The sequence below is a fragment of the Paenibacillus xylanexedens genome (genome assembly GCF_017874615.1).
Taxonomy (GTDB): domain Bacteria; phylum Bacillota; class Bacilli; order Paenibacillales; family Paenibacillaceae; genus Paenibacillus; species Paenibacillus xylanexedens.
In genome coordinates, this window is sequence record NZ_JAGIKV010000032.1 from 1 (window position 1) to 24,034 (window position 24,034).

Annotated in this window: 26 protein-coding genes and 1 riboswitch; of the genes, 24 read left to right on the forward strand and 2 right to left on the reverse strand. The window is 46.4% G+C overall.

The features are described from left to right. Positions 1-265 precede the first annotated feature (265 nt). The 11 genes from J2Z28_RS27795 (at position 266) to rsmI (ending at position 9,813) form a co-directional block, all read left to right on the forward strand. Positions 266-2,092: an aminotransferase class I/II-fold pyridoxal phosphate-dependent enzyme gene (locus J2Z28_RS27795; protein ID WP_211085362.1), complete on the forward strand. Its 1,827-nt coding sequence runs from the start codon at positions 266-268 to the stop codon at positions 2,090-2,092. Positions 2,093-2,623: 531 nt separating this feature from the next. Then, a complete protein-coding gene (locus J2Z28_RS27800) occupies positions 2,624-3,052 on the forward strand; it encodes a CidA/LrgA family protein (RefSeq protein WP_083677614.1) in 429 nt (142 codons plus the stop codon). After that, a complete protein-coding gene (locus J2Z28_RS27805) occupies positions 3,022-3,714 on the forward strand; it encodes an LrgB family protein (RefSeq protein ID WP_083685168.1) in 693 nt (230 codons plus the stop codon). Before J2Z28_RS27800 ends, J2Z28_RS27805 begins: the two co-directional genes overlap by 31 nt. A 217-nt stretch (positions 3,715-3,931) precedes the next feature. Next, the gene (gene tmk, locus J2Z28_RS27810; protein ID WP_211085363.1) at positions 3,932-4,579 is read left to right on the forward strand and encodes a dTMP kinase; all 648 of its coding nucleotides are present in this window, start codon (positions 3,932-3,934) and stop codon (positions 4,577-4,579) included. Between the two features lie 60 nt (positions 4,580-4,639). Then, positions 4,640-4,969, forward strand: a complete 330-nt coding sequence (locus J2Z28_RS27815; protein WP_017691391.1) for a cyclic-di-AMP receptor — start codon at positions 4,640-4,642, stop codon at positions 4,967-4,969. Positions 4,970-5,313: 344 nt separating this feature from the next. After that, a complete protein-coding gene (locus J2Z28_RS27820) occupies positions 5,314-5,757 on the forward strand; it encodes a YaaR family protein (RefSeq protein ID WP_017691389.1) in 444 nt (147 codons plus the stop codon). Positions 5,758-5,766: 9 nt separating this feature from the next. Beyond that, positions 5,767-6,738: a DNA polymerase III subunit delta' gene (gene holB / locus J2Z28_RS27825; protein ID WP_036606132.1), complete on the forward strand. Its 972-nt coding sequence runs from the start codon at positions 5,767-5,769 to the stop codon at positions 6,736-6,738. 117 nt (positions 6,739-6,855) lie between these two features. Beyond that, entirely contained in the window at positions 6,856-7,656 is an 801-nt protein-coding gene (locus tag J2Z28_RS27830; protein WP_017691387.1) for a PSP1 domain-containing protein, read from the forward strand. Positions 7,657-7,684: 28 nt separating this feature from the next. Further along, positions 7,685-8,053 carry a DNA replication initiation control protein YabA gene (gene yabA / locus J2Z28_RS27835; protein WP_017691386.1) on the forward strand — a complete coding sequence of 123 codons (369 nt, stop codon included), beginning with the start codon at positions 7,685-7,687 and terminating at the stop codon, positions 8,051-8,053. 95 nt (positions 8,054-8,148) lie between these two features. Further along, the gene (locus J2Z28_RS27840; protein WP_211085364.1) at positions 8,149-8,928 is read left to right on the forward strand and encodes a tRNA1(Val) (adenine(37)-N6)-methyltransferase; all 780 of its coding nucleotides are present in this window, start codon (positions 8,149-8,151) and stop codon (positions 8,926-8,928) included. Then, positions 8,929-9,813, forward strand: a complete 885-nt coding sequence (gene rsmI / locus J2Z28_RS27845; RefSeq protein WP_036606130.1) for a 16S rRNA (cytidine(1402)-2'-O)-methyltransferase — start codon at positions 8,929-8,931, stop codon at positions 9,811-9,813. It begins immediately after the preceding gene. A 283-nt stretch (positions 9,814-10,096) separates the two neighbouring features. On the opposite strand, the gene J2Z28_RS27850 is transcribed toward rsmI, so the two are convergent. Next, the gene (locus J2Z28_RS27850) at positions 10,097-10,351 is read right to left on the reverse strand and encodes an AbrB/MazE/SpoVT family DNA-binding domain-containing protein (RefSeq protein ID WP_017691383.1); all 255 of its coding nucleotides are present in this window, start codon (positions 10,349-10,351) and stop codon (positions 10,097-10,099) included. Positions 10,352-10,668: 317 nt separating this feature from the next. Between J2Z28_RS27850 and J2Z28_RS27855 the strand changes: the two genes are divergently transcribed. The 13 genes from J2Z28_RS27855 to J2Z28_RS27915 all read left to right on the forward strand — a co-directional run bounded on the left by J2Z28_RS27855 (position 10,669) and on the right by J2Z28_RS27915 (position 23,626). Next, positions 10,669-11,946, forward strand: a complete 1,278-nt coding sequence (locus J2Z28_RS27855; protein WP_036606129.1) for an HD domain-containing protein — start codon at positions 10,669-10,671, stop codon at positions 11,944-11,946. Between the two features lie 333 nt (positions 11,947-12,279). After that, complete coding sequence (locus J2Z28_RS27860; protein ID WP_211085365.1) at positions 12,280-13,050, forward strand: TatD family hydrolase; 771 nt, start codon at positions 12,280-12,282, stop codon at positions 13,048-13,050. A 241-nt stretch (positions 13,051-13,291) separates the two neighbouring features. Further along, a riboswitch (cyclic di-AMP (ydaO/yuaA leader) is annotated at positions 13,292-13,545 on the forward strand. Positions 13,546-13,818: 273 nt separating this feature from the next. After that, positions 13,819-15,003 carry a resuscitation-promoting factor gene (locus tag J2Z28_RS27865; RefSeq protein ID WP_076254648.1) on the forward strand — a complete coding sequence of 395 codons (1,185 nt, stop codon included), beginning with the start codon at positions 13,819-13,821 and terminating at the stop codon, positions 15,001-15,003. Between the two features lie 155 nt (positions 15,004-15,158). Beyond that, positions 15,159-15,704 carry a ribonuclease M5 gene (gene rnmV, locus J2Z28_RS27870; protein ID WP_017691379.1) on the forward strand — a complete coding sequence of 182 codons (546 nt, stop codon included), beginning with the start codon at positions 15,159-15,161 and terminating at the stop codon, positions 15,702-15,704. Between the two features lie 4 nt (positions 15,705-15,708). Continuing rightward, positions 15,709-16,611, forward strand: a complete 903-nt coding sequence (rsmA, locus tag J2Z28_RS27875) for a 16S rRNA (adenine(1518)-N(6)/adenine(1519)-N(6))-dimethyltransferase RsmA (protein WP_272907837.1) — start codon at positions 15,709-15,711, stop codon at positions 16,609-16,611. Between the two features lie 59 nt (positions 16,612-16,670). Then, positions 16,671-17,567 carry a sporulation peptidase YabG gene (yabG, locus tag J2Z28_RS27880; RefSeq protein WP_017691377.1) on the forward strand — a complete coding sequence of 299 codons (897 nt, stop codon included), beginning with the start codon at positions 16,671-16,673 and terminating at the stop codon, positions 17,565-17,567. Between the two features lie 153 nt (positions 17,568-17,720). Next, entirely contained in the window at positions 17,721-17,996 is a 276-nt protein-coding gene (gene veg, locus J2Z28_RS27885; protein ID WP_017691376.1) for a biofilm formation stimulator Veg, read from the forward strand. Positions 17,997-18,246: 250 nt separating this feature from the next. Then, a complete protein-coding gene (locus tag J2Z28_RS27890; RefSeq protein WP_017691375.1) occupies positions 18,247-18,423 on the forward strand; it encodes a small, acid-soluble spore protein, alpha/beta type in 177 nt (58 codons plus the stop codon). A 149-nt stretch (positions 18,424-18,572) separates the two neighbouring features. After that, positions 18,573-19,427, forward strand: coding sequence for a 4-(cytidine 5'-diphospho)-2-C-methyl-D-erythritol kinase (ispE, locus tag J2Z28_RS27895; protein ID WP_036606140.1), 855 nt, complete (start codon positions 18,573-18,575; stop codon positions 19,425-19,427). Between the two features lie 97 nt (positions 19,428-19,524). Next, the gene (gene purR / locus J2Z28_RS27900; protein ID WP_017691373.1) at positions 19,525-20,352 is read left to right on the forward strand and encodes a pur operon repressor; all 828 of its coding nucleotides are present in this window, start codon (positions 19,525-19,527) and stop codon (positions 20,350-20,352) included. Between the two features lie 188 nt (positions 20,353-20,540). Further along, entirely contained in the window at positions 20,541-20,825 is a 285-nt protein-coding gene (gene spoVG, locus J2Z28_RS27905) for a septation regulator SpoVG (RefSeq protein WP_017691372.1), read from the forward strand. A gap of 354 nt (positions 20,826-21,179) precedes the next feature. Next, positions 21,180-22,571, forward strand: a complete 1,392-nt coding sequence (gene glmU, locus J2Z28_RS27910) for a bifunctional UDP-N-acetylglucosamine diphosphorylase/glucosamine-1-phosphate N-acetyltransferase GlmU (protein ID WP_244988576.1) — start codon at positions 21,180-21,182, stop codon at positions 22,569-22,571. 101 nt (positions 22,572-22,672) lie between these two features. Continuing rightward, complete coding sequence (locus J2Z28_RS27915) at positions 22,673-23,626, forward strand: ribose-phosphate diphosphokinase (RefSeq protein ID WP_017691370.1); 954 nt, start codon at positions 22,673-22,675, stop codon at positions 23,624-23,626. A 105-nt stretch (positions 23,627-23,731) separates the two neighbouring features. Here the strand turns inward: J2Z28_RS27915 and J2Z28_RS27920 are convergent, their stop codons facing one another. Continuing rightward, positions 23,732-23,932: a hypothetical protein gene (locus J2Z28_RS27920; protein WP_024633712.1), complete on the reverse strand. Its 201-nt coding sequence runs from the start codon at positions 23,930-23,932 to the stop codon at positions 23,732-23,734. Positions 23,933-24,034: the final 102 nt, after the last annotated feature.

The window sequence follows — 24,034 nt, forward strand, 5'->3', positions numbered from 1 at the left end:
CCGCAGGAAGAAGAACATCGGAAAGCCGTATGAGGGAAAACCTCACGTACGGTTTGATGAGGAGGGGCTGGGATTACCCAGCCTCTTACTCTACTTAAGAGGAGAGATTGTCTTGTTTGCCATCTTGGGAAGGGGTATGCTGATATAATGGTATAGATCATTTGCAGTAGAGCATGTGGAGATGGGGAAGAAGGGCATTCCTTGGATTAGGAAGCATTTTGAAGCGCATAGAGCGCACATTATATATGTACAGGATGGTTATTTCATGGATCATAAAAATAAATCAAGTAGTGCCCCTTTATATGAAGCGTTGCTTGCGTATCGTGATTCGAAGCAGCGTTCTTTTCATGTGCCTGGGCATAAGAATGGACAAGCTTATCGACATTTGGTAGAACAAGCAGAAGCAGTGCAACCTCCAGCTAAGGATATCGTTAATGAGGAACACCAGCATAACGGTGAGATTCAGAGTGATGCAGGAGGGGAAGTTAACCGAAAGATAGAGCGATTCAGTTCAGTGGAGAAACATGGGACTGATATGGGGAGTGGGGAACGACTTAGCGATGAAGGGACTCATTCGAAAGTAGGATTGGTACCAGATCGTTCATTTCTGGAGATGATGGAGATGGATGTTACGGAGATCACGGGCACCGATGATTTACATCATCCAGAAGGTGTAATCCAGGAAGCGCAGGAGCTTGCGGCAGATTGTTTTGGCGCTGAGGAGAGTTTCTTCCTTGTGGGAGGCAGTACAGCAGGTAATCTGTCCCTATTGCTCACCGTGTGTGACGAGCCAAACAGTATTGTCCTGGTGCAACGGAATGTGCACAAATCTGTTATTCACGGGTTGATGCTGGCGGGCGCAAGAGCTGTATTTCTGGAGCCGTGGGTTGATCCTGCGAGTGGACTTGCGGTCATGCCGTGGGTAGAGACGGTTCAGGCTGCTGTCCAGTCCTATCCTGAGGCAAAGGGCGTATTGGTCACTTTGCCCAATTATTACGGCATGGGCGCAGATCTGACGCCCATAGCCGAGGTATGCCACGCCGCTGGCATGCCATTGCTCGTGGATGAAGCGCATGGCGCGCATTATGGGCAGCATCCGGATCTGCCTGTCTCTGCACTGTCATGCGGAGCAGACGGTGTCGTGCAGTCGACACATAAGATGCTGACGGCTTTCACCATGGGTGCCATGCTGCACATTCAGGGACCACGGTTAAACCGGTCCCTGTTAAGGCAGCGCCTGGCCATGGTGCAGAGCTCAAGCCCATCATACCCTGTGATGGCTTCGCTTGATCTGGCGCGCCGGCTGCTGCATGTGCAGGGCGCGAACACGTTCACGGCGGGGCTCGCCGCCGTGAATGCCTTTAAGCGCGGCCTCGCGGAGCTGCCGCGCTTTCAGTTGCTGCAGCCTGCACAGCCGCTGCAGCAAGAACCGCCAGCCGGAACAGCGAAGCCGGCTGGCATGTCCGTGTCCGCTGCGCAGCAGACACGGAAGGGCTTGACCGCGGCGGCGATGCCATCTGCCGCGGGGTATACCGCTCAGGACCCATTCAAGGCCGTCATCTATGACGGCGCAGGGGTGCTGAGCGGTTATGGGCTACAGCAGCAGCTGGAAGCATGCGGCTGTGTGCCTGAGATGAGCGACGAACGGTACGTCGTCTTGCTCTTCAGCTTGGGCTCAACGGTGCAAGATGCTCAGCACCTGTTGCAGGCTTTACACCATATCAGCTCTGCGGATGGACATGAGCTGAACCAATCAAATGCAGAGCCATCGCAACAGATTGCGAAAGTTTCTGCACATTATATTTCCACGTGGAACAATTTACAAGAAAAAAATCGCTACTCGGAACCAATCTCCTTCACACTGCAACCGATTGTGGAGACGGATACGATCAATGTCCCGATAGAAGAAAGCGCGGGTTGTCGATCAGCCGAGATGGTTATTCCATACCCTCCAGGGATTCCGCTTGTATATCCGGGTGAACGTATTAGTCCAACGATGGTGGCACGTATACAACTGCTGCGGGATGAGGGTGCAAAGTTTCATGGGGTATCCGATGCATCTCTACAGTCATTGAGGGTCATGAAGGAATGAAGGGAACACATGAAGATCTGAATTGCATTCACCAATAGGTAGGCAATATGACCAATACGAATTGCGATACCGGACCCTACACATGTGAGGGTCTCTTGGTCATTAATCCACTTGCTAGGGTGTGTCTTCAAACTCAGGGCTGCAATACGTTGAAGGATGTCAGGGTCCAACATCTTGAAGTCTAGGCTCGCTGATCCTGGCGAATTGTCCAGACGATTTTCTAAGGAACCGAGGACGTCTTATTTAGCCTTCGAGTCCTCCTTTTATTTTGTAAGGAACCTGAGACACGTTATTAGCCAAATTCACCTAACAAACACGCTGTAAACGGCTGGTTATTCCAATATAGCGTGTTTCAGATTCCTTAGATTGCTGCGGGCGCTTCAAATCGCTGAATAAGACGTCACAGGGTCGTTAGCGCTCCCGCTCCATGCTCTGCTCCAGACACGTTCAGTTACGTTCCGGCTTTCGGCAGGTATGAAGACACGCTCTAGTTCAACTTATAGAGATAGACATAAGAAAGAAGGGAACACTTTGGGTATTCCGCTAAAAAAATATACAGGAATAGTCCTGCAAGTTTTGTTGATGTACGGTTTTTATTGGATCGGAAACTTGATTCAAGCTGTATTACATCTGCCGTTAACAGGCAGTATTGTGGGCATGCTGGTATTGTTTGTCACCATTCAACTGGGATGGATCAAAATGAGCTGGGGAGAAGAAGGGTCGACGTGGCTTCAATCTCATCTGCAATTGTTGTTCATCCCGCCAACTGTGGGCATTATTAATCACTTTGATTTTTTTAGAGCCAACACATTGTTATTGGTTCTGGGTTTGATCGTTAGCACATTAATCACATGTCTGATATCTGCCAAATTAAGTGAGTGGCTTATGACATGGAGATCGTCTCATTCAGGCAAAAAGGAGGCGATCACTTGTCAGCATTCATCCTCGGAATTGGAATGATCGCGCTAACCATCGCTGTATATATTCCAGCCACTCGTCTATATAAAAGGCTGAAATGGCCGATCCTTATGCCTGTACTCACAACGACTGCCATACTGATCCTGATTTTGGTGATCTCCGGTATAAAGCTGGATACGTACATGCTGGGTGGCAAATGGATACAGGAGCTTTTGGGCCCAGCAGTTGTATCTCTCGCCTTTCCCTTGTCCAGACATCTGCATGTGCTGAAGCAAAATATCATTCCAATTGTGGGTGGAACAATCGGAGGCAGTATTACAGGTATCGCTACAGGCGCTTTAATCGCCATTCTGCTCGGCTATCCGCAAGAGATGGTCATCGCTTTATTGCCAAAATCAGTGACAACTCCTGTGGCTATTCAACTCGCTAATCAGGTTGGGGGGAATGCCTCATTCACATCGCTGTTTGTGATGATTGCAGGATTCTCAGGGATATTATTGGGGCCGATGCTCTTGAAATGGGCCAAGGTCCGCAGTAAACATGCCTATGGAATTGGACTGGGTTCAGCATCTCATGCCCTCGGCATGGCAAGGTCTTTTGAATATGGAGAGAATGCGGTAGCCCTCAGTTCAGTTTCCATGATTGTCAGTGCTATTGCCGGATCAATTATGCTTCCATTATGGGTATGGATTATCTACGGTTGAACGCTTTACTTTGTTGTTCATGTTGGAGTAACCGCTGACCTATAGTATGATAGAAAGAAACAAGCTTGTATGATCTTGGTGTTATTAATACGTACCGATATAGCTGTAGCTATACACCTCTGGGCGGGGGATATCATATCTTATAGCAAGAGGGTCTAAGCATATTCAATTACAGTAGCAATAGATGCAATTATCGACATAGAAAGCAGGGAAGCATATGCAGGGCAGAGGTAAATTCATTACGCTGGAAGGGGGAGAGGGTTCCGGTAAAACAACGATGATCGGTAGATTAGGTTCTTATTTTGAAGAACGGGGTATACCCTACGTAGTTACGCGAGAGCCTGGTGGAATTGAGATTGCGGAGAAAATACGTTCAATTATTCTGGACCCTCTTCATACGGCAATGGATGCTCGAACCGAAGCGCTATTGTATGCAGCTGCACGCAGCCAGCATCTGGCGGAGAAAGTAGAGCCTGCGCTGAGAGCTGGAAAAGCAGTCATCTGTGACCGATTTGTCGATAGTAGTCTGGTCTATCAAGGATACGCCCGTGGACTCGGGATAGAGAATGTATGGGCCATTAATCGTTTTGCGATTGGTGATCTCATGCCGGATGTGACCTTATATCTGGACATTGAGCCTGAAGTGGGGCTTGCCCGGATCGACGCTCATGATGGCCGCGAAGTGAACCGTCTGGATCTGGAAAATCTGGAGTTTCACCGTAAAGTGCGAGAGGGTTACTTCCTATTAAAAGAGCAGTTCCCGGAACGGATCAGAGTTATCGATGCTTCCATGAAGCAGGAGGATGTCTTGGCAGCAATGATTTTGTCGCTGGAGACAGGGATTTTGAAGGATTTTGACGAGTAATTGTCTAATATATAGACAGGGCATTTGATAAAGGTGCTTATTCTAAAGGAGGTATGCAGGATGAAACTGATTGTTGCGATTATACAGGATAAAGACAGCAACCGATTATCCAGCGCATTGGTCAAAGCAAACTTTCGGGCAACGAAGCTTGCCAGTACGGGCGGATTTTTGAAGGCAGGCAACACGACGTTTATGATCGGTGTCGATGATGGTCAAGTCGAATCCGTAATGAACGTCATTCGCAGCAGCTGTAAGGTTCGTGAACAGCTCGTGACTCCGGTCACACCGATGAGTGGAACAACCGACTCTTACCTGCCGCTACCTGTTGAAGTTCAAGTAGGCGGAGCTACTGTATTTGTTCTCCCGGTAGATCGCTTCGAACATTTCTAATTAAACCTATTGCATGGATCTCGTGAGGGTCCTTCATGATCGATAGCATGTTGGAAACGATGGATGCAAGAAGAGTTAACAGAGTTCGTGCGTGCCACTTACGGAACGCCTTTTTTGACGAGAAAAATCAGCATACTCTTTCCGGATGAGCATTTCCCAGCTGGGGGAATGGTTCATTTCGGAAAGAGGTTGACTACAAAGAACTAGTCCTTGATGGTGATGTGTATCTACCATTATATATAGAGTGTGATCAGCATATATAAAAGCCTCATTCTCACGCACAGGCGCAACGCGCACTGTGCTGATGGGCGATTAGCTAACTATGATAGAAAGCAGGCGTATCCATGAAAATCAATCCTGGATTCAGACCGATTCAGAGCGGGATCAGTTCTACTGATTCAGGTTCCAAACCGGTTCAATCCAAAAATTTCTCTGATATGATGAATCACCAGGGGGAACGGGCCTCACAAGCTGAACTGAATCGCCGGTTTAGTGAAATCCAGCTTCAGGGAGATCGCTTGGCACGTTCCATGACGATTCGTGAACTGAAGGCGTATAAGCAACTTGTTAAAAGGTTCCTGGAAGAGACCGTTCGTCGCGGTGTATCCATGAAAGAGACAAGGGGTTGGGATCGTCGTGGCAGAGGTAAGCGGTATAAGCTGATTGATGAAATTGACTCCGCTCTGTTATCCATGGCTGATGAATTGCTGGATACAGAAGAAGGAAAAATCTCTCTATTACAACAAGTAGGCGAAATTCGGGGGATGCTTATTAATTTAAGCTTCTGAGGAGGAAGTATGTCCTTTCAACAGATTATGGGTCAACAAGCGGCCAAGAAAATGTTACAAAGCAGTTTGAGACGTAAGGCAATAAGCCATGCGTATTTGTTTAGCGGTCCAGCTGGTAGCGGGCAACGGAAGACGGCAATTACCTTTGCCAAGGCAATATTCTGTACAGAGCTTGAAGATGACGCTTGTGGGCAGTGTCTTGAATGTCGTAAGGTAGATCATGGTAACCATCCGGATCTAACCATGCTTGCACCAGATGGAAACAACATTAAAATAGATCAAATCCGGGATCTGCAGCGTATCTTTTCATACCGATCAGAGGCAGGCCATCCCAAAGTATATATTATAGAACAAGCCGAGAAAATGACGGTGCAGGCAGCAAACAGTTTGCTCAAATTTCTGGAGGAACCGCAGGTACCAGCAGTCGGCATCCTGATTACAGATAATGGACAGGCCATGTTGCCAACGATCCGCTCACGCTCCCAATTGGTACCGTTTAGCGCACTGAATCCGGAAGAGATGCTGCAATCACTAATTGAGGAAGGGCACCCTGCCAATCTGGCTCGCTCTGCCGTCCATTTAGCGTCAGGATTGGAAGCATGTAGAGAAATTCTCCAGCAGAATTGGTTTGCAGAAATTAGAAACGTAATGTTACAATTAGGGAAGGAGTCCCTGGGTAGAGGAAGTACATCATTGATCTCTGCACAGCAGAAGCTTTTTAAAACCGGACTCTCTGAACACCTGGACATGCTGCTCAGTTTGTTCCATCTATGGTTTAGGGACATGCTGTATGTTCAGTACGATAGGCATGAACATATCGTTTTTATAGATCAGTTAGACATGTTATCTCAGTTGGCACATACCCGCAGCACAGAGCAGTGGGTCTCCTATATGGATATGGCCGCAGCATGCAGAAAAAAATTGCGTTTCAACGTCAATGGCCAGCTTTGTCTGGAGCAATTTTTGATCGGTTTGGCATAAGACTGGGAGAGGGCAAAGTTAGCTCCAATCATATGCAAACGGTTATAACTTCGGCCGGTTCCCTAAGAAGACGGGGCTTCAGACGAAGTGGGGTTGGCTTACAAGGGGGTTAATTTTTTGTATAGTGTAGTGGGTGTCCGTTTCAAAAAAGCGGGCAAAATTTATTACTTCGATCCCCTGGACCTTCCCATTGAGAAAGAAAACTGCGTTATCGTGGAGACAGCGCGGGGGGTTGAGTACGGTAAGGTTGTCGTAGGTAAGAAGGAAGTGGGCGAGTCCGATGTGGTGTTGCCGCTGAAGAAAGTCATCCGCGTTGCGGGCGATACAGATGCCCGTGTGGTTGATGAGAACAAACGTGCAGCCAAAGAAGCATTCGGTACTTGTTTAAATAAAATCAAAGACCATGGCCTCAAAATGAAGCTGGTCGATGTGGAATTTACGTTTGATCGCAATAAAATTATATTTTATTTTACAGCTGAAGGAAGAGTTGATTTCCGGGAGCTGGTCAAGGATCTGGCAAGCATATTCCGTACACGAATCGAGCTGAGACAGATTGGTGTACGTGATGAAGCGAAGATGCTTGGCGGAATCGGACCTTGCGGCCGTGTGTTGTGTTGTTCTTCCTGGCTGGGAGACTTTGAGCCGGTATCAATCAAGATGGCTAAAGATCAGAGCCTGTCACTGAATCCGACGAAAATTTCAGGGTTGTGCGGAAGACTCATGTGCTGTCTGAAATTTGAGCATGATAACTATGAAAGTGTGAGAGAAGAACTGCCAGCTGTAGGCAAATTGGTCGTCACCTCATTGGGTGAAGGAAAAGTTGTCGGAATTAATGCCGGTAGCCGCACAGTCCATGTTCAACTGTTCGACATCAGTAAAGTCAAAGAACTTCCGCTGGATGACGTCGTTATCAAGTAAACCATAAAGGTTGCTTCGGGGTGGAAACTTGGAAAAGAAAAATCTGTTTACGCACATTCATGAAATGGAAACCCAACTGGGTCAGTTGCACGGTGATTTAGGAGAGTTAAAAATGATTGTGAAGGAGCTGCTTGAGGATAATCAGCGGCTTACCATCGAGAATGAGCAGTTACGCAAACTGCTCAAACGTGAGGCTCCGGCAGATCTGCCGATCTCCTCAGCACTCGCTCCTGTAGCAAGACCAGCAGGTCCGGCTACAGGCGAGGATGTTGTGGGTGAAGGGTATGATAATCTGGCCAGGTTGTATCACGAAGGCTTCCATATCTGCAACGTCTATTATGGACATTTGCGGACGGAAGGCGATTGTCTGTTCTGCCTGTCTTTTTTGAATAAATGAAGTGACCGTAGGGATCCCCTACGGTTTTTTTTCAAGGTTATAAACCTAAACTAAACGAACATGAGATATAGAGTACCGGAGGATGAGCGTAACATATGAAAGCAAATGAAGTTGTGTTACATGAGTCAGAGCGGATTGATGATCTGCTCTCTCATGATCTGAGAATCATTCAAAGTGATGAAGTGTTTAGTTTTTCGATGGATGCCGTATTATTAGCCCGGTTTGCTTCCGTACCTAAACGGGGTCGTGTACTTGATTTGTGTACGGGTAACGGGGTGGTTCCCATTTTGCTTACAACGCGTACGCAGGCTAGTCTGGAAGGGATCGAGATTCAGCCACGTTTGGCTGATATGGCGCGTCGCAGTGTGCAATTAAATGCGTTGGATGAGTTGATTATGATTCGTGAAGGTGATTTGCGAGAATTGGTGAAAGAAACAGGACATGCTGTATACGATGCAATAACGGTTAATCCTCCATACATGCCTCTGAATGGCAGTGATCTCAAGATGAACACACATCAGGCCATGGCACGTCATGAGATCGGATGTACCCTGGAAGAAGTGATTCAGGCTTGCAGTCGACTTGTACGTAATGGCGGTAAAGTATCGATGGTACATCGTCCGCAGCGCCTTGCAGAGATTATCTCGCTCATGCGCGAATATAAGCTGGAACCAAAACGGATTCGGATGGTACATCCCCGTGCTCATTTGGAAGCCAACATGGTGTTAATTGAAGGAATGAAAGATGGTAAACCCGAAGTAAGGATGCTTCCTCCACTCATTGTCTACAATGAAGAGGGGAAATACTGCGAAGAGATTATGGATATTTACTATGGTCAGCAACATGCTGAGTGTACTACGAAAGGAGGGCTTTAGATGACTTTGCATATTCAAAAAAGCTATGCGGAGCAGCCTGAAGGATCAGGCAAGCTATATTTGGTTGGAACACCCATTGGTAATCTGGAGGATATGACTTTCCGTGCCATCAAGACATTGCAGAGTTGTGACATCATTGCAGCAGAAGATACACGCCAGACCCGAAAGCTGCTTACCCATTTTGAAATTACACCTTCGATGCTGTTTAGTTATCATGAGCATAATAAGGGGGCGAGTGGACCTGAACTGATACGCTATATAATAGAAGGAAAAAATTTGGCACTCGTCAGCGATGCCGGTTTGCCAGCCATTTCGGACCCAGGTTCTGACCTTGTACAGCTTGCACTGGAAGCCGGAATAACGGTCATTCCCATCCCTGGGCCCAACGCTGCGTTGTCTGCTCTGATCGTGTCCGGATTACCGACGGAGCGTTTTACATTCGGCGGTTTTTTGCCGCGGGAGAAAAAGGACATGCGAAAAGTGCTGGAGGCTTTTGACGAATCCAACGGGACTTTGTTATTTTATGAATCGCCTCACCGTATTCGGAAAACATTAGTCCATCTCGAAGAAATTCTGGGTGATCGCTCGATTGTCCTGGCTCGTGAACTAACCAAGCGTCATGAGGAATTCGCAAGGGGCACTGTGAGGGAATGCATAGACTGGCTTGAAGAACATCCGCCTCTTGGCGAGTACTGCTTGCTGGTAGAAGGCATTAAGGAAGAGGAGCGTAAGGCTGAGCGCGAAGCATGGTGGCAGCTCATGTCACTCGCCGATCATGTCAGCCATTATGAGGGTGAAGGACATAACCGCAAAGATGCAATGAAAAAAACGGCTACCGATCGCGGTCTGGCGAAGCGGGATGTATATAATGCATTAATCGAGTAGTAATCTAACCAAATATCTTCTGTTGTGGGGAACATAACCTGAAAAGAAGCTTATATCCAACCTTAGTGGAATATTAAAAAAAAGCTGAGTGGCTAAAAAAAATTCCGAACAAATGTCATCGCTCTCTTCCGGTTCGCGTTTGACAGAATTATTTTGGGTAATGGAACCCATAACAAGGCAAAAAAATACCTTCCGCGGTGGGATTCACACCGGGAAGGTCATTAAGGAATATTAAAAAGGTTAGAGATAACAATTTAGATAAGTCCAGTATACCTGTATTTTTTTATTTTGCTACAGGTGCGGGGATTTCGGAAATACATTCGTTACAAACAATTTTACCTTTGAAGTAAGTAACGTTCTCTGCATTACCACAGAAGATACAAGCAGGCTCGTATTTCTTCAACATGATGCGCTCGCCGTCAACATAGATTTCCAGAGCATCTTTTTCACCAATACCGAGCGTACGGCGCAATTCAATTGGAATAACTACCCGTCCCAGTTCGTCCACTTTTCTTACAATACCTGTTGATTTCATCATTATAATCAGTGCTCCTCTCAGCTAACTATCTTTGTCATTATTCGACATTATTTTATGTTTTATGATACTCATCATACCAACGATTCCCAAATCAGTCAACCTTAAAATTAGCTTAAAATTAAGGCTGTTTTTCACAAGGTTACTGGTGGTAAGGGATTGGAAGCCGTTTTTCGCATTTAAACCTCAATGTCAGCTTTGTCGATTTGGAAAACGACAAAACTACTTCATTCGACAAAGTTCGTCATATGGTGTCGAATCTTAGGTAAATCGCAGAGCTCAAAGCGTTAATATAAAAGAAATTAAAGGAGTGAGTCGACATGGAACAACGTTTAACGGAAGAGAAAGTATTCAAAGATCCGGTACATAATTATATCCACGTGCAAGATCCGGTTATATGGCAGTTAATTAACACCCCGGAATTTCAGCGTTTACGCCGGATTCGTCAGCTGGGTACTTCTTACCTCACCTTTCACGGAGCAGAGCATAGTCGGTTCTCACACTCACTAGGTGTTTATGAGATCACACGCAAGATCATCTCTCAATTTGAAAGAAGTCATTATTCGGATTGGCCGAAGGAAGAAAAGATTGTAGCTCTGTGTGCAGCTCTGCTTCACGATCTCGGGCATGGGCCATTCTCTCACTCCATCGAGGAAGCCTTTGACATGAATCACGAAGATTGGACTTGTCGCATTATTACAGGTGATACCGAAGTAGGGGCGATCTTAAGACGGTATGCTCCTGATTTTCCTGAGAAAGTAGCGTCTGTCATTCAAAAAACGTATGAAAAGCCGATTGTGGTGAACTTGGTGACCAGTCCGCTTGATGCAGACCGAATGGATTATTTGCTCAGGGATGCCTATTTTACAGGTGTAAATTACGGCACGATTGACCTTGATCGTATCCTTCGGATGCTGCGTCCTTATCATGGGCGGATTGTAGTCAAGGAGTCAGGCATGCATGCTGTGGAGGATTACCTAATGTCTCGGTATCAGATGTATTGGCAGATTTACTTCCATCCGGTAACTCGTAGTTCTGAAATTATATTGCGGCAAATATTCAAGCGAGCGAAAACACTCCTACAACATGGTTTTCAATTCCGCTTCATGATTGATCCACTCCCTCAATTATTTGAAGGAGAATTATCCGTGGATGAATATTTGCAGTTGGATGAAGCATTAATTCAGACGGCATTTACGCAGTGGCGCAAGGAGGACGATACTGTTCTAAGTGAGTTATGCGAACGTTTTATGGATCGCAAGTTATATAAGTATGTAGAGCTTGAACAGGTCGACTTGACAATGATGGAAGAGATTCGGGAAGCTTTTGTACAGGCTGGCCTCGATCCCGAATATGATCTTGAAATTGATTTTCCTTCGGATAATCCGTATGATGTGTTTCGTCCGGATGAATCCACAGATAAGCAGATTCTTCTTCTGGATCGACAGGACAATTTACGTGAGTTGTCAGAAGTATCTGACATTGTCCGTTCCATCAGTGGGCTTCACCGAGGGAAACATCATTTGTATTACCCTCAAAACAAGGTGGATGCGATTATTCACGAATTACCGTCACATATACGCCCCTATTTCTTGTAATCGTGTGGGTATAATCCGATGAAGAATTTCGATATCAAAACACTTTCTAAAAGAGCTATTTTCCATGATACAGTAATCTGCTTTAATGGGGAGTATATGTAGATCGACATAATTTTGTAAATGAAAGCAGGCAGAATGAGTACAATCAACAATATATAGATCAAAATATCCGTATATCTTCTATATATTGTAGTTGTGAAGAAACAAACGTAATGATGTAATACACAGGTTACCCAAAATGTTTTATGTATGAGTCATTGAATTATTGAATTTTACAAATTGAATTTTGAAAAAGAAGATAGTCGTTATTTCGACATGAAGGGAGATACAGACATGATGCTGTTCGACACACATACACATCTGGATGCACCACAATTCGACGAGGACCGCGAGGACATGATTCAGCGTGCTGTGGATGCAGGAGTTGGTCGCATGATCAACATTGGCTTTAACCGGGAGACGATTTCAACCACAATGAAACTCGCCGAAACGTATGACTTTATATATGCAGCTGTAGGGTGGCATCCCGTAGATGCGATCACAATGCAGGAGGGCGATTTGGAGTGGATTGCATCTTTATGCAAGCATGAAAAAGTGGTTGCGATCGGTGAGATTGGATTAGATTATCACTGGGATACTTCACCAAAAGAGATACAGCATCGCGTATTACGACAACAAATTGCTTTGGCGCGTGAAGTGAACATGCCAATTGTCATCCATAATCGGGATGCACATGAGGATATCATAAGAATTTTGCGTGAAGAGAAGGCGGGCGAAGTTGGTGGTGTGATGCACTCGTTCTCGGGCAGCTGGGAAACAGCAAAAAGTTGCCTCGATATGGGCTTCCATCTCTCCTTCGGAGGACCGATCACATTCAAAAATGCAAAGCAGCCTAAAGAGGTGTTGGAGAAGGTTCCTATGGACCGGTTTTTCATTGAAACAGATGCTCCATATTTGACACCTCACCCTTATCGTGGGAAGCGAAATGAGACAGCGCATGTACGTCTGGTTGCAGAGGCAGCTGCGGAAATTAAAGGCATTTCGGTGGAGGAAATTGCTGCAATAACAACCAAAAATGCCATGGAACGATTTGGGATTCGTTAAAAAAACGAGCAAATGAGGTGAAAAAGGCAGGTAAGCGGAGGTAATTTGCCCTTTGATCCAAATAAATCAAGAATATTACAATATTTTAACCAAATATTCAGAAAAACGTACTTGATCAACGCTTTACAACATGCATCAAAACAGGATATCATCTTTTCAGTGAATTGTTGTGCGGAAAATTGGACAGATGTTCGGGGGATGAACAAAGGGACACTTTCCGATGAAACAACATTACTTTCATGAATCAGTCTCGCTGAGTCTCCGTTATCGGAGAGCGGGGGAACCAATAGGGCTTAAACATCGGTGTATTTGGCCGATGCGCAACGTTCGCTGACCCAAAAGCAGCGAAGGGAACTGCGAAGCCGTATTTGATTTCTTCTTTGGGTCTCGGGGTGAATTCAAGGGCGTCCGCCATGAGCGGGTGACTCAAGATAGGGCGGCTCTCTTTCGCCCGAACCCGACAGCTAACCTCGCAAGCGGAAAAAGAGAGGCAACCTCGTGCATGAATTTCCGATATTCAAAATCATTCGGAAGCCACGAAAGAGTTCCTCTTACACTCTTTCTTTGGCTTTTTTGTTTTTGAATAAAAGAAATATTGTCATCATACGGTAGGTATTCAGGAGGATGACATCATGTTGCGAAGATTGATTCATGGTGCAGAACCGGATTATGTTGGTCCAATCTGTGTTCTGTAGAAAATTTGGTATAGTCACGTCAAAGACATCATGCATTACTTTAGACGGCGAGGCTATGAAGGAGGACGGAGAAGTGGGCACATTCCAACCAGAAGAGACCCATGAGTCACGATCATCCAGTAAGTCTTTCGCGTTGCGGTGGAAGCATGAGAACATGCGTCAAATGGCATTGATCGCGATTTTCTCAATTGCGCTTACAATCATGATCTTGTTAGTCGTTTACGGTCAGGCCGGGAAACAAATTTCACTGGTTATTGATGGCAAAGCTCAGGTGGTAGAGACTCGTACAGGAATGCTTCAGGAAATGCTGGAGGAGCAGTCGATCACAGTCAGCCCTCACGATAAGGTATCCATGTCCATGAATGGGGCGTTAACAGATGGAGACCGAATCGTTATTGAGCGGGCCGTTCCAGTTAACATTACGGCAGACGGAGACACCAAGACTCTGTATACAACCGATTCATCGGTAGAAGATGCAATTCAAAAATCAGGTATTCAAGTTGAAAGTAATGATAAAGTGTATCCGGCGCTTGGAACTGCGATCAAAGCGGAGATGAAGATCCGTGTAGTGCGCGTAACAAAGCGTACAGTGGAAGTAGAGCAACCGATCGCTTACAAAGTCATTAAAACGGCTGACCCTAGCTTGTACAAAGGGGATAACCGAGTCGTTGTGAACGGCAAAGAAGGCACAATTGTACAGCATATCGAAAAGGTATTTCAGGATGGAGAATTGGTCTCCAAAAAAATGGTCGGCAAATCTGTCGCGAATAATCGTGTAGATAAAGTGATCGCTGTCGGCACCAAAGCAAAACCGGTCGTGAAAGAACCTGAGATTCAGACCGTATCGGCTCAAACGTCAACAACCAAAAAGGCTACAACAACGAACTCGAAGAAAACATCTGCCTCGGGCAGCAAAGTGATTACCGTATCCGGGACTTCTTTTAAATACTCCAAAGTACTTAAAAATGTATCCATGACTGCCTACTCTTCCGAAGAGCCTGGCATTGGTACTAAAACGGCTTCTGGTACTCGTGTAACAGAAGGACGCACCATTGCGGTTGATCCCAAAGTCATTCCAATTGGCTGGTGGGTATATATCGAAGGTCTGGGATTCCGTCGTGCGGAAGATACAGGCGGTGCCATTAAAGGCAACAAAATTGATGTGTATTATGACAGTGTGAAGCATGCCCTGAATTTTGGACGTAAGAAAGGCAAGACGGTCTACGTGATCGGTCCGGTGAAGCCGGAAGCGAACTAAAATCGTTTTACTTTGAAATGGGAATGCTATAAAATAGTTGCATGAATGATTCATGCGGAATATGCGGCGGAGGAGTCTGAATTCAGTCTTCCCCGCCGTTTAGCAGAGAAGAGGATATTCCTCTTCTTTTTGCGTTAGAAAGGAAGAAATGGAACATGATAAAAGAAGTCATTGTGGTGGAAGGCCGTGACGATACGGTAGCTATCCGTCGGGCCGTTGAAGCCGATACCATAGAAACAGGTGGATCAGCAATCAACCAACGCATTCTGAAGCGGATTGCGCTTGCTCAGGAGAGACGGGGAGTCATTGTACTGACAGATCCGGATCATGCTGGCGAACGCATTCGTAAAATTATTGCGAACAAGGTGCCTGGCTGCAAGCATGCCTTCATTCCGGAAGCCGATGCAACGCGCAAAGGGGACATTGGGGTGGAGAATGCCTCACCAGAGGCGATCCGTCATGCTCTGGCGCGCGTCCATACTTCATACGAAGGTGCTCCGAGCCTGATCGATTGGGAGGACCTGATCGCGGCAGGACTTATCGTGCATCCGCAGGCTGCTGCACGTCGCATGGAAATGGGTAATCTGCTGGGCATCGGATATTGTAACGGTAAGCAGTTCCACAAACGTCTCAGTGTATTTCAGATTACACGGGAAGAATTCTCTACAGCATTAGCGCAAATTGAACGTGAAGGATTGTGAGCATATGAAGGACATGGAAGAGACGATAGAAATTGCAACGCCCAAGCGAACGAAAGAGATTATTCAAAGACACGGATTCTCATTTAAGAAAAGTCTGGGTCAGAACTTTCTGATCGATCAAAATATACTGAACAAAATCGTTAATGCAGCCGATTTGGACGAGTCCAAGGGCGCACTGGAGATCGGGCCGGGTATTGGAGCCCTCACGGAGCGACTGGCTCGGGTAGCCGGTCCCGTCACAGCCGTAGAGATTGACCAGCGCTTAATCCCAATCCTGGGAGAAGTGATGCAGCCTTATTCAAATGTACGTGTTCATCATGGGGATGTGTTGAAGCTTGATCTGGCTGAGTTGTTTAATACGGATTTTGCATCCGTGGACAAAGTCAGTGTCGTGGCTAACCTGCCTTATTATGTAACGACTCCAATCATGATGAAACTGCTGGAAGAGAAGCTGCCGGTAGACAGCATTGTTGTCATGATCCAAAAAGAAGTGGCTGAACGCATGGCTGCTGCACCGGGATCAAAAGACTACGGTAGTCTGAGCATCGCAGTTCAGTACTACAGTATGCCGGAGCTTGTGTGTATTGTGCCTCCTACAGTCTTCATTCCGCAACCTAATGTGGAATCAGCTGTCATTAAGCTGAAAGTGCGTGAGCAGCCGCCAGTGGAGATTCCGGATGAAGCACACTACTTCGAAGTGGTACAGGCTTCTTTTGCCCAGCGGAGAAAAACAATCTCAAACAACTTGAAGGCGCGCTTCTTCACAAAGGAGAATCGGGAACAGGCAGACATTCTGCTGGAGCAGGCAGGTATTCAACCGTCCCGACGTGGAGAGACGTTGAGTCTGCAAGAGTATGCCACACTCAGCACCGTAATGTGGGAAGCAGGGGTACGTGCAGCGCTGTAAAATTTGAATGAACCAAACCGGGTCTTTGCCCATACGATGGGGTAGAGGTGATTACGTTGATGAATATCGGAGACTTGGTCGTTCGGAAGTCATACGGCGGCGATGTGACTTTTCGGGTGGAAGGCCTCCAGTTGGATGCTGCGGTCATTAAAGGGACTGAGTTCCGGCTGATTGCCGATTCCCCGGTGGACGATTTGATACAGGTTCCCTACGAACCACAAAGCGCCAAGACCAGACAGGCGCATATTAAAGCACATCAGACCCTGTCCCGTCTGCAGCAGAATCGTATGGAACAGGCTGAGCGGAATCGTGAAGGTCTGGTACAGGATTGGTCTGCCCAGCAGGAACCGGCTTATTTTGAAATGCCTGGAAAGGTGCTTCATTTGGATGGAGATCCGAACTATTTAAAAAAAAGTATGGATCTCTATGAGCAACTTCGTGTGCCCGCAGAGGGACAGTATGTCCATGAATCGGCAATGGCAGATACCTTATACCGCTTATTACCCAAAGTACGTCCGGATATCGTAGTTATTACGGGTCATGATGGGGTGCTAAAGACACGTCAGCCCTATGACTTATATAGTCTTGGTAGCTACAAGAACTCGCAAAATTTTGTGTCGGCCATTCAGGTGGCCAGACAATATGAACGCCATCTGGACGCACTCACTATTGTGGCAGGGGCCTGTCAGTCCCATTTTGAGGCACTGCTGCGCGCTGGAGCGAACTTTGCCAGTTCTCCAGGCAGAATTCTCATTCATGCACTTGATCCGGTCTATGTGGCAGCCAAGGCCTCCTTTACCTCTGTGCGCGATACGGTCAACATGAGTGATGTTCTGCACAATACCATCAGTGGTAGCCAGGGTGTGGGTGGTGTCGAGACACGGGGGAGTTACCGGGTAGGTCTGCCTGGGCTGAATGATTTATCTACGCTAAAAGTGAACCCGTCGGCAGTCTGATGTAGGCCATTTAAAGTCCCAATTTGGGGCTTTTTTTGTTTGCAAAAAAAATTATTGACAACAACTTTTTGATGCTGATATAATAATTAGTTTTGATTTGACAATGACTGTAAAATCCGGTATAATGGACAAGAAAAGAGGTGGTCGTCGACAATGGCTAAAAACACGCTGTTGGATATCAAACGCAATCTCGATGCACATATTGGTCAGAAAATTATGTTGCGGGCTAATGGTGGCCGCCGTAAGACCATTGAGCGTACGGGTGTATTGGAAGAAACGTACCCTTCTGTTTTTATTGTTAAGCTTGATGAGGAGCAAGAAACCTTCAAGCGAGTATCTTATAGTTATGCGGATATACTTACGGAGTCGGTGGAAGTCATGGTTTATGACCCGGGCAGCCAGACGCATAGCTCCTATATGGAGACGTAAGTATCGATTTACAGGCGATTCGCCCCACAAGGCGGATCGCTTTTTTGTTTTTTTTAAACACCAATTCCCCCTCTAACGTAACCCATACATACTCAGGAATGAGCGAGGAATGGTCGCGGCATACTATATGGACAGGTGAAGGGTCAGTTTCTTGAGCAATGCAGGAAACTGAATAAGGCCTGATGACAAGATGTCTAAAACGTGAACGAACTCATCACATTATGAAGGATACTTTGGAGGAGGATGGTTCATGAGTCGCAGAAGAAGAAGTGTTATGTCAGAGGATCTGAAGAATGAGCTCGCAAAAGATCTGGGCTTCTATGATACTGTGCAACAGGAAGGCTGGGGCGGAATTAAAGCCAAGGATGCAGGAAACATGGTAAAACGTGCAATTCAACTTGCTGAACAGGCTGCGCGCAAATCTTAATCTGTTTCAAGCAGACTGAAAAGCGGGGAAATCCGTCCGGAACAACCCCGCTTTTTCCCCTTAGATGCGGAATACAAATGACTTGACAGCCCCATTTTGATATAATATGTTAAGTTGTCTTAGGGAAAAGGTGAGGACGGGTGAACGCCTTGAAAATTTACGAAAAAGCGCCTGCTAAAATTAATTTGATGCTGGACGTTTTACATAAAAGAAGCGATGGATTCCATGAAGTTGAAATGATCATGACCATGGTCGATCTGGCTGATCGACTGGAAATGTCGGAGCTGCCGCGAGATACTATTTTCATCTCCAGTCAGGCAGGTTATATCCCGCTCGACGAGAAGAATCTGGCTTTCCAGGCAGCCAGACTCATTAAGGAGCGCTATAACGTGCGTACGGGTGTCCATATTCATCTGGATAAAAAGATTCCAGTTGCAGCCGGACTTGCCGGCGGCAGCAGTGATGCAGCAGCAGCGCTGCGTGGATTGAACCGTCTGTGGCGGTTGAATATACCGGATCACGAACTGCAGGAGCTTGGAGCTGAACTTGGGTCTGATGTTCCATTCTGTATCACAGGAGGGACTGCACTCGCTACAGGCCGTGGTGAGAAGTTAACTCCCATTCCTAATCCGCCGCAATGCTGGGTAATTCTGGCCAAGCCTCCGATTAATGTGTCTACAGCCGATGTGTACGGAAGGTTCCGCAGTGACAAGATTGTTCGTCATCCGAGTGCAGCTAAAATGGAGCAGGCTATTCGCAATCAATCATTTACGGAAGTCTGTAATCAGATGGGCAATGTGCTTGAAGATGTAACGTTGAAGCTGTATCCGGAAGTTCAGCATCTGAAGGATGCCATGATTAGATTGGGTGCAGACGGCGTGTTAATGTCCGGTAGCGGTCCAACGGTATTTGGTCTGGTTTCCAAAGAATCCAAGGTTGCCCGGATATACAATGGTCTGCGTGGGTTCTGTAAAGAAGTGTACGCTGTACGTATGTTAACGTAAAATTCGCTTTTATAATGTACAAACACGTATAAAGGTGTTATATTCTTAAATAATTATTCGGATTTGGATGTTTCCGTGATCGTGAGGATGGATCTCTGTGAAGAAGTTAAAACGAAGCGCAAGGCTGGTTGAAATGACGCAATACTTATTGTCCAGACCGCATACGGTTATTCCGTTGACCACATTTGCCGAACGTTATGGAGCCGCCAAGTCTTCAATTAGTGAAGATTTGGCGATTATCAAAGAAGTGTTCGAAGAAGGTGGGTCAGGAGAACTGCATACACTGGCTGGAGCAGCCGGGGGAGTAAGATGGATTCCGAAGGTATCCCGAGAACTGGCACTGGCATTTGCGGAGCGGCTCTCGACCCAGCTCGCGCAACCTGATCGGATCTTGCCTGGAGAATACCTGTATATGTCCGACTTGCTTGGTCAGCCCGCATTGATGAATGAAGCCGGCAAGATTTTTGCAACGGCCTTTGGCAATATGAATATTGATGTGGTTATGACGGTAGAAACCAAAGGAATTCCATTGGCTTATGCGACCGGAGCCCAGCTCAACCTGCCTGTCGTGCTCGTACGCAGGGACCATCAGGCTACAGAAGGATCGGCCGTAAGTATCAATTATGTATCCGGGTCCCATAAAAGTCTGCATACCATGTCCCTCTCTCGTAGGGCCATGCGCGAGCATTCCAGAGTACTTATTGTGGATGACTTCATGAAGGCCGGGGGTACGGTGCAAGGAATGATCGATCTTTTGGCCGAGTTTAATGCTACAGTTGCCGGGGTAGGGGTACTCGTGGAATCTGGTTCTGTAGATTCAGAAGAACGCTTGCTAACAGATTACGTATCTCTGGCGAAACTGACAGCGGTTGATGCCAAGAGCAGACAGATTTCCGTCAAGCCTGGTAACTATTTTGACCTGTAGAAAGATGACGAATGTTATGTCGTTAAAAGGTCTTTTCCATCGACCTGGCATGAACGTTGTCGAATTGTGTATTAAATAAAAAAATTCCTGAAATTAGGAAATTTTTGTGGTTATAAAAAGAAGGAGTTCGTATATGCTGTGTGGAATTATACACCAAGTTCTGATGGAAAAAGGTGGTGAACACACACATGCAAATTACGGATGTCAGACTCCGCCGTGTTAACTCGGAGGGGAGAATGAAGGCTATCGCATCCATTACCATCGATAACGAATTCGTCGTTCATGACATTCGTGTCATTGATGGTAACAACGGAATGTTTGTTGCTATGCCGAGCAAACGTACTCCTGATGGAGAGTTCCGTGATATCGCCCACCCGATCTCTTCCGGTACGCGTGAGAAGATTCAGGCAGCAGTTTTGACTGAATACGATCGTGCGGCAACTGAGGAAGAAGTCATTGAAGAAGGTGCCTGAGAACATTATTGGGGTTCGAAGGAAAAGAGAGCCATGTCTTATGGCTCTCTTTTCTTTTTGACCGGAATAAGATATATTCAGTATTGAGTTTATTAGCAGAGAACAAAAGCGCATCGTGCGCTTGGTGGCAGGGCGGCATCTTAGGAATCATTGGGATTCGGTTAAGCTCGCAGGTACACGGCGTATACATATAGGTCACGATTCGTTGGTGTCCGCGTTGTTACGTGTGATTACAGAGACAGCAGGCGATGAACAGGACCGGCTTGAAGCCGGCTGAACGATACTCATTGGATATAGATCAGCAATGCATTTCAATGGGATTTTCAGAACAGGAGGTCGTTAATTTTGAAACGAATGGCAATCGTTCTTGCCGCAGGGCAAGGAAAACGAATGAAATCAAAATTGTACAAAGTACTGCATCCCGTATGCGGTAAACCTATGGTTGGACATGTGCTGGATGCAGCACTCAGCGCAGGCGTTGAACGCAGTGTGGTTGTAGTCGGTCATGGTGCCGAAGCGGTGCAGTCATTTTTGGGTTCCAGAGCGGAGTATGCACTCCAAGCAGAACAATTGGGTACAGGTCATGCAGTGAAGCAGGTTAAATCTTTGCTTGGCGGAGAGACAGGTTCTACAATTGTGGTCTGTGGAGACACACCGCTTGTGACCAGTGAGACGTTGGAAGGTCTGATGAAGCTCCATGAGAGTAGCGGAGCAGCAGCGACAGTTCTTACGGCTCAGCTGGACAATCCCAAAGGTTATGGCCGCGTTATTCGTGGAGAAGATGGATCTGTACAACGGATTGTGGAACAAAAGGATTGCACGGAGCAGGAAGATGCTGTGAATGAGATTAACACAGGCACATACTGTTTCGATAATGCAAAATTGTTCGCTGCCCTGGAAAAAGTGACGAACCAGAATGCTCAGGGAGAGTATTATCTCACAGACGTCGTTGGCATTTTCCGCAATGATGGAGAAGTGGTTGAAGCTTACATGTCGGATGACATCGCAGAATCCATCGGGGTTAATGACCGACTCGCACTTTCGCAAGCCGAAGCCTTCATGCGTGAACGTCTTGCCGTACGCCATATGTTGAACGGTGTGACAATCATTGATCCGTCATCGACATATATCGGAGCGGATGTTACGATTGGAGCAGATACAGTATTGTACCCGGGGACGATCCTCAAAGGCACAACTTCCATTGGTGAAGCATGTCATATTGGTCCTCAGGCAGATGTGGAAGACAGCGTTATTCAGGACGGAGTTACGATTAAACATTCGGTAGTATCCAATGCCGAGGTTGGTTCTGATGCAACGGTAGGTCCATTTGCTAATTTGCGTCCAGGTACTAAACTGGGTCGCAACGTAAAAATTGGTGACTTTGTTGAAGTGAAAAATGCTACAATTGATGAAGGTTCCAAAGTATCTCATCTCAGCTATATTGGGGATGCCAAAGTAGGGAAAAACGTAAATGTTGGATGCGGGGCAATAACTGTCAATTATGATGGTTATAATAAAGCTGTGACAACGATTGAAGATGATGCTTTTGTTGGCAGCAACGTCAATCTGATTGCACCGATTACGGTAGGAAAAGGCGCTTATGTGGTTGCTGGCTCCACCGTTACCCATTCCGTTCCCGAGAATGATCTGGCCATTGCTCGTCCACGTCAGGAGAATAAACCTGGTTATGCGGAGAAGATTCGCGGACGTGCCAAAGCCAAGAAACAAAATGCCAAACCCCAATAAGGGGTTTTGATAACAAGATTGCCTCCCGAAGATCGGGGAGGTGCCGACATGTCGCAGACGCTTATTGATTCCAATGAACCAGCACGGAGGGTTTTTATTTTATGACTTATTTTGATTCGAAATTAAAAATATTTACTTGCAATTCTAACCCCAAGCTTGCCCATCAAATTGCTGATTATATCGGGATCCCTATGGGTGAATCTCACACAACCAGCTTTAGTGATGGCGAGATTCAAGTGAAACTCTCCGAGAGTGTTCGGGGTTGTCACGTTTATATCGTGCAGTCCACTTGCTTGCCGGTTAATGATAACCTGATGGAAATGCTCGTTATGATTGATGCACTCAAACGGGCATCTGCCAAGACGATTAACGTCGTTATTCCTTACTATGGCTATGCAAGACAGGATCGCAAGGCACGTTCACGTGACCCAATTACTGCGAAACTGGTTGCCAACCTGATCGAAAAAGCGGGTGCAACCCGTGTTATCGCGATGGACTTGCATGCAATGCAGATTCAGGGATTCTTCGACATTCCAGTCGACCATTTGCTTGGCGTGCCAATTCTGGCTCAATATTTCCGGTCGAAACAGATCGAAAATCCGGTTGTTGTGTCGCCTGACCACGGTGGCGTAGTCCGCGCACGTAAACTGGCTGATTTCCTGAATGCACCTCTTGCAATTATCGACAAACGTCGTCCTGAGCCGAATGTGAGCGAAGTGATGAACATCATCGGTAACATCGAGGGTAAAACAGCCATCCTGATCGATGACATTATTGACACGGCGGGAACGATTGTACTGGGAGCGAATGCTCTGATGGAAGGCGGCGTAAAAGAAGTATACGCGTGCTGTACTCACCCGGTATTGTCCGGACCTGCGATGGAACGTTTGGAGAATGCACCATTGAAGGAAGTCATCGTAACGGATACCATTCCAATTACGCATGCTAATCCGACAAGCAAACTCAAAGTGTTGTCTGTAGCCCCTTTGCTCGGAGAAGCGATTATCCGGGTTCATGAGGAATTGTCAATCAGCAAGCTGTTTGAAATTGAATAAGGATGTCTGCATAAAGTAGTAGAGGGGTTACGTTTTCCGGTTCAATGGAAAATGTAACCCCTGTCGGCGTGCCGTTTTATTAAAAGTGAAACAGACGCTGGTCAGCTAATACCCCGGGCGGGAGATAAATCGGAAACGACGCCGATGAAAAAGCGTGTCGGCAATTTCGACGAATTGATTATCGAAACGTGTGATTAGACCAATCTCAATATGGGTGTCGCGGTCGTATACCTGTACAGGTACGTGATATTCGAGATGATAGATAAAATCGCTATGTTGAGTCAGTTGTCCATTGTCTTCGCGCAAAACCCGCTCACCTTCCTGGGTCGATAAAATATTAACTGTGAACACTACAGTAAATCGATCTTTACTTTCTTGATATTATATGAAATATAAGATTCGAAGTCT